Raw genomic sequence first — 5670 nt, forward strand, 5'->3', positions numbered from 1 at the left:
GGTGGCGTGCACGCCACCCGTCAGGTGATCCACTTCGACCCGCCGACGGCGCGCAGCGAGAAGGCCTGGATCTTCGGCGCCAATAGCAACCTGCCGCGGGACCTGGCCATTCGCTGGGTCAAGCCGGTCGCCGACGACTTCCATAGCCGCCTGGGGGCGCTCGCCCGGCGTTACCGCTATATCTTCCTGAACCAGCTGAGCCGTCCGGTGATGGAGCGCCACAACGTCACCTGGTGTCGCGACCCGCTCGACGCGCCGGCGATGCACCGCGCCGCCCAGGCGCTGGTGGGCGAGCACGACTTCTCGAGTTTTCGCGCCGCGGGCTGCCAGTCCAAGTCGCCCTGGCGGCAGATGCACTTTTGCGAGGTCAACCGCTTCGGCCCGCTGGTGGTCATCGACATCCAGGGCAACGCCTTTCTGCACCACATGATTCGCAACATCGCAGGCGCCCTGGCGAGCGTCGGGCGGGGCGCCCGGGGCGAGAGCTACATTAAGGAGCTGCTCGACAAGCGCAGCCGCCGCGAGGGCGACGTGACCGCGCCGGCCTGCGGGCTGCACTTCGTCGACTCGATCTACGACGAGCGCTTTGAACTGCCGCGCGAGCCGCTGGGCCCGAACCTGCTCGCCTTCACCGGCGAATGGAGCGGCGAGCGGGCGCTGCCGGACAACGCGCGCATCGCCGCCCGGCGCAAGCTCAGCTTCGCCGGTGCCCTGGACCCTCGGCCCTAGGCCTTAGGCACATTGCGCGGTCTTTCGTCATCCAGCCATTTCATCCAGCCATTCAAGGGAGCACCATGCGCACGCGCATCAAGTTTTGCGGGCTCACGCGAGCCGAGGATATCGACCACGCCGTGACCCTCGGGGTGGATGCGCTGGGGTTCGTGCTCTGGCCCCACAGCAAGCGGGCGATCTCCTTGCAGGCCCTGAAGGAGCTTGCATCGAACGTGCCGGCCTTCGTCACCCGGGTGGGGCTGTTCGTCGATCAGCCGCGCGAGGAGATCGAGCCGGCGCTGGCGCACCTGGATCTGCTGCAGTTTCACGGCGACGAGACGCCGGCGTTCTGCGCCCAGTTCGGCAAGCCCTGGATCAAGGCGCTGCGCATGCGCGAAGGAGTCGATCTCGCAGCCGCCGCAGAAGCTTACGCGGGCGCCCAGGCGCTGCTGCTGGATGCCTATCGCCCCGGCGTCCCCGGCGGCACCGGCGAGGTCTTCGACTGGTCGAGAATTCCCGCATCCCTGGCAAAACCTGTTATCCTCGCCGGTGGATTGAACCCGTCCAACGCCGCCGGGGCGGTCGCTGCGGTCGCCCCCTATGCGCTGGATGTCTCCGGCGGTATCGAGGCTTCGCCGGGGGTCAAATCCCGCCAAGCCATGAGCGAGTTCGCGCGCCAGGTGGCGCTCGCCGATCGCGGCGCCGAGTAGCGTCCGGCGCGAACGCTCAAGCCCACGTTCATCGACTGTTTGCCTGCTGGCGATCTTGAGAGGTGCCTTTGTGAGTGTCTCAGCAACGGGGGAGACCCCCAACGCGAAGCCCGGCCTGAGCGATCTGACCCGGCTGCCGGATGCGCGCGGACATTTCGGGCCCTACGGCGGCCGGTTCGTGTCGGAGACCTTGAGCTTCGCGCTCGAGGATCTGGAAAAGACCTACCAAAGCCTGCGTGACGACCCCGACTTCCAGGCCGAGTTCGACGTCGACCTGGCCCACTACGTGGGGCGCCCGTCGCCGCTCTACCATGCCAAGCGCTGGTCCGAGTCCCTCGGCGGCGCGCAGATCTGGCTCAAGCGCGAGGATCTCAACCACACCGGCGCCCACAAGGTGAACAACACCATCGGCCAGGCGCTGCTCGCCAAGCGCAGCGGCAAGCCGCGGGTGATCGCCGAGACCGGCGCCGGCCAGCACGGCGTGGCCACCGCCACGGTCGCCGCACGCCTCGGGCTCTCCTGCGATATCTACATGGGTGCGACTGACGTCGAGCGTCAGAAGCTCAATGTCTACCGCATGCACCTGCTCGGCGCTCGCGTCATTCCGGTGGAGTCCGGTACCCGCACGCTCAAGGACGCCATGAACGAGGCGCTCAGGGACTGGGTGACCAACGTCGACGACACCTTCTACATCATCGGCACCGTGGCCGGGCCCCACCCGTACCCGCAGCTGGTGCGCGACTTCAACGCCGTGACCGGGCGCGAGGCGCGCCGCCAGTCCCTCGAGCAGATCGGTCGGCTGCCGGATGCGCTCATCGCCTGCGTCGGCGGTGGCTCCAACGCCATCGGGCTGTTCTATCCCTTCGTCGAGGACGAGGGGGTCGCGATGTACGGCGTCGAGGCCGGTGGCGACGGCGTCGAGACCGGCCGCCACGCGGCACCCCTGGCCTCCAATGCGCCGCGCGGGGTGCTGCACGGCAACCGTACCTACCTGATGTCCGACGAGGCGGGGCAGGTGTCGGATACCCATTCGATCTCCGCCGGGCTCGACTACCCGGGCGTGGGGCCCGAGCATGCGCTGTGGAAGGATGTCGGGCGGGTCGAGTACGTCACCGCCAACGACAAGGAAGTGCTCGAGGCGTTTCGCGAGCTGACCCGCATGGAGGGCATCATGCCGGCGCTCGAGTCCGCCCACGCCCTGGCCCACGCCAAGGTGCTGGCGCCGACCATGGGGCGTGATCAGCACATCGTGGTCAATCTCTCCGGGCGCGGCGACAAGGACATCATGACCGTTGCCGACATCGACGGCATCACGTTTTGAGGGTGAGCATGAACCGTATCGATCAGCGCTTCGACGAACTCAAGCACCAGGGCCGCAAGGCCCTGATTCCCTACATCACCGCCGGCGACCCGGGCCCGGAGCACACCGTGGGCTTCATGCACGCGCTGGTCGAGGCCGGGGCCGACGTGATCGAGCTCGGCGTGCCGTTCTCCGACCCGATGGCCGACGGCCCGGTGATTCAGAAGGCCTGCGAGCGGGCGCTGGCCAAGGGCACGCGGCTGGTGGATCTTCTGGACATGGTGGCCGAGTTCCGCCAGAGCGATACCCGCACGCCGGTGGTGCTGATGGGCTACCTGAACCCCATCGAGCGGATCGGCTACGCCGCCTTCGCCGATCGGGCGGCGCGCGCGGGCGTCGACGGGGTACTGGTGGTGGACATGCCCCCGGAGGAGGCCGACGAGTTCGGACCTATCCTCAAACAGCGTGATTTGGCTGCAATTTTCCTCGTTGCGCCTACCACTTCCCGTGGCCGAGCCGCTACAATATGCGCCCATGGTGAAGGGTATCTTTACTACGTGTCGCTCAAGGGCGTCACCGGTGCCGCCACCCTCAATGCCCAGGACGTCGCCGAGCACCTCGCGCCACTGCGCGAGTTGACGCGCCTTCCTCTATGTGTGGGCTTCGGCATTCGCGACGGCATCACTGCCGCCGAAGTGGCCAAGGTGGCCGACGGGGTGATCGTCGGCAGTGCGTTGGTGAACCGTATCGCCGAACACGCCGATACCCCGGAAGTGATCGCCGGCGAGCTTGCGAGCGTGCTGAGCGAGATGCGCACCGCGATGGACGCCTGAGGGCCTCCATCGCCAGAACTGAATTTGATCGACGACACCCATAGCCTGGCAAGGCCGGGCGTGACGACTACGGAAGCCTTTTTGATATGAGCTGGTTAGATAAAATCGTACCTTCCATGGGGCGTATCCAGCGTAAGGACCGTCGTGCCAGCGTGCCCGACGGTCTCTGGCGTAAATGTCCCAAGTGCGAGGCGGTGCTTTACCTGCCCGAGCTTGAGAAGCACCAGAGCGTATGCCCCAAGTGCGATCATCACCTGCGCCTGACCGCACGCAAGCGCCTGGACTGGTTCCTCGACAAGGAGGGGCGCGAGGAGATCGCCGCGGACCTCGAGCCCGTCGACCGGCTCAAGTTCAAGGACTCCAAGAAGTACAAGGATCGCCTGAGCGCGGCCCAGAAGGAGACCGGCGAGAAGGATGCGCTGATCGCCATGCGCGGCACCCTGGATGGTCTGCCGATCGTCGCCGTCTCATTCGAGTTCACTTTCATGGGCGGCTCGATGGGCGCGGTCGTGGGCGAGAAGTTCGTGCGCGCCGCGACGCTCGCGCTTGAAGAACAGATCCCGCTGGTCTGCTTCGGCGCCTCCGGCGGGGCGCGCATGCAGGAGGCGCTGTTCTCCCTGATGCAGATGGCCAAGACCTCGGCGGCGCTCGAGAAGCTCAAGCAGGCCGGCATTCCCTACATCTCGGTGCTGACCGACCCGGTCTTCGGCGGCGTCTCGGCATCGCTTGCGATGCTCGGGGATCTCAACATCGCCGAGCCCAATGCGCTGATCGGCTTCGCCGGCCCGCGCGTGATCGAGCAGACCGTGCGCGAGACCCTGCCGGAAGGCTTCCAGCGCAGCGAGTTCCTGCTCGAGCACGGCACCGTGGACATGATCGTTCATCGCCACGATATGCGTACCCGGGTCGGCGGTGTGCTGCGCAAGCTCACCCACCAGGACCCGCTCGGCGACGGCGACGAGGCCCTCGACGCCGACATTCAGGAACCGGTGATGAACGAGGAGCAGATCGCAAGCGACGCTGAAGCGCAAGCGACGTCCTCCAGCGCCACGAGCGACGAATCCAGCCGCAATGCCTAACTCCCTGGCCGATTGGCTCGCTCATCTGGAAACCCTGCACCCGGTGGGCATCGACATGGGCCTCGACCGGGTGACGGAGGTCGCCAACCGCATGGGGCTTCTCGAGCGCCCGGTGGCCAAGCACGTCATCATGGTGGCGGGCACCAACGGCAAGGGCTCGACCCTTGCCATGATGGATGCCGTCGCGCGCGCCCATGGCTGGCGCGCGGGAACCTACACCTCGCCGCACCTGGTGCGCTACAACGAGCGCGTGACCATCAACGGCCGCCAGGCCAGCGACGCGCAGTTGATCGAAGGCTTCGAGCAGGTCGAGCAGGCGCGCACCCGGGCGCCCGAGGTCAGCCTCACCTACTTCGAGGCGGGAACGCTCTGTGCGCTTTGGTGTCTTTCCCAGGAGGAGCTCGACCTTGCGCTTCTCGAGGTCGGCCTCGGCGGTCGTCTGGACGCGGTCAACATCATCGAGCCGGACGTGAGCATCGTCACCACGGTGGCGCTGGATCACGCCGACTACCTCGGCACCGACCTTGAGCAGATCGGTCGCGAGAAGTCGGGCATCTTTCGCCCGCTCAAGCCGGCGGTGCTGGGCAGTACGTCGCTTCCCGTCAGCGTGCCGGACACTGCCATCGCCATGGCGTCCACGATCTATGCCCAGGGTGTCGGGTTCAAGCACAGCGCCGGCGTCAAGGCGCCGGGTGATCTCACCACGCCCTGGTGCTGGCACGGGCTGACGCCCGAGGGCGATACCGTCTCGCTCGATGCGCTACCGGATCCGGGTCTGCCGATCGACAACGCCGCCACGGCCCTGCAGGCGCTGGCGCTGGTGGGGCTGGATTTTGATACCGCCCTGACCACCCAGGCGTTTCGCGGCCTGATCGTCGCCGGTCGCATGCAGTGGGTCGGCCAGTGGTGCCTCGACGTGGGCCATAACCCTCACGCGGCGCGCTACGTGGCCAATCGGCTGCCGGCCCCGCCCGAGGGCGGCCGCCAGTGGGCGTTGATCGGCATGCTCGAGGACAAGGACGCCGACGGTGTGATCG

At 67.1% G+C, this 5670-nt stretch carries 6 protein-coding genes; all 6 read left to right on the forward strand.

Annotated features, from left to right (window positions below):
- Positions 1-729: tRNA pseudouridine(38-40) synthase TruA (truA, locus tag BIS11_RS09670; RefSeq protein WP_253585979.1), on the forward strand; the 729-nt coding region annotated here is incomplete at its 5' end.
- Between the two features lie 65 nt (positions 730-794).
- Positions 795-1421 carry a phosphoribosylanthranilate isomerase gene (locus tag BIS11_RS09675; protein ID WP_253425214.1) on the forward strand — a complete coding sequence of 209 codons (627 nt, stop codon included), beginning with the start codon at positions 795-797 and terminating at the stop codon, positions 1419-1421.
- Positions 1422-1491: 70 nt separating this feature from the next.
- The gene (gene trpB, locus BIS11_RS09680) at positions 1492-2742 is read left to right on the forward strand and encodes a tryptophan synthase subunit beta (protein ID WP_253425211.1); all 1251 of its coding nucleotides are present in this window, start codon (positions 1492-1494) and stop codon (positions 2740-2742) included.
- Between the two features lie 8 nt (positions 2743-2750).
- A complete protein-coding gene (trpA, locus tag BIS11_RS09685) occupies positions 2751-3554 on the forward strand; it encodes a tryptophan synthase subunit alpha (protein WP_253425208.1) in 804 nt (267 codons plus the stop codon).
- Positions 3555-3640: 86 nt separating this feature from the next.
- Positions 3641-4633: an acetyl-CoA carboxylase, carboxyltransferase subunit beta gene (gene accD / locus BIS11_RS09690; RefSeq protein WP_253425205.1), complete on the forward strand. Its 993-nt coding sequence runs from the start codon at positions 3641-3643 to the stop codon at positions 4631-4633.
- A partial coding sequence (locus BIS11_RS09695) for a folylpolyglutamate synthase/dihydrofolate synthase family protein (protein WP_253585980.1) occupies positions 4626-5670 on the forward strand: 1045 nt, incomplete at its 3' end. The genes accD and BIS11_RS09695, both read left to right, overlap by 8 nt.

Origin of the sequence: Halomonas sp. 707D4, from assembly GCF_024158685.1 — a bacterium.
Classification (GTDB): domain Bacteria; phylum Pseudomonadota; class Gammaproteobacteria; order Pseudomonadales; family Halomonadaceae; genus Vreelandella.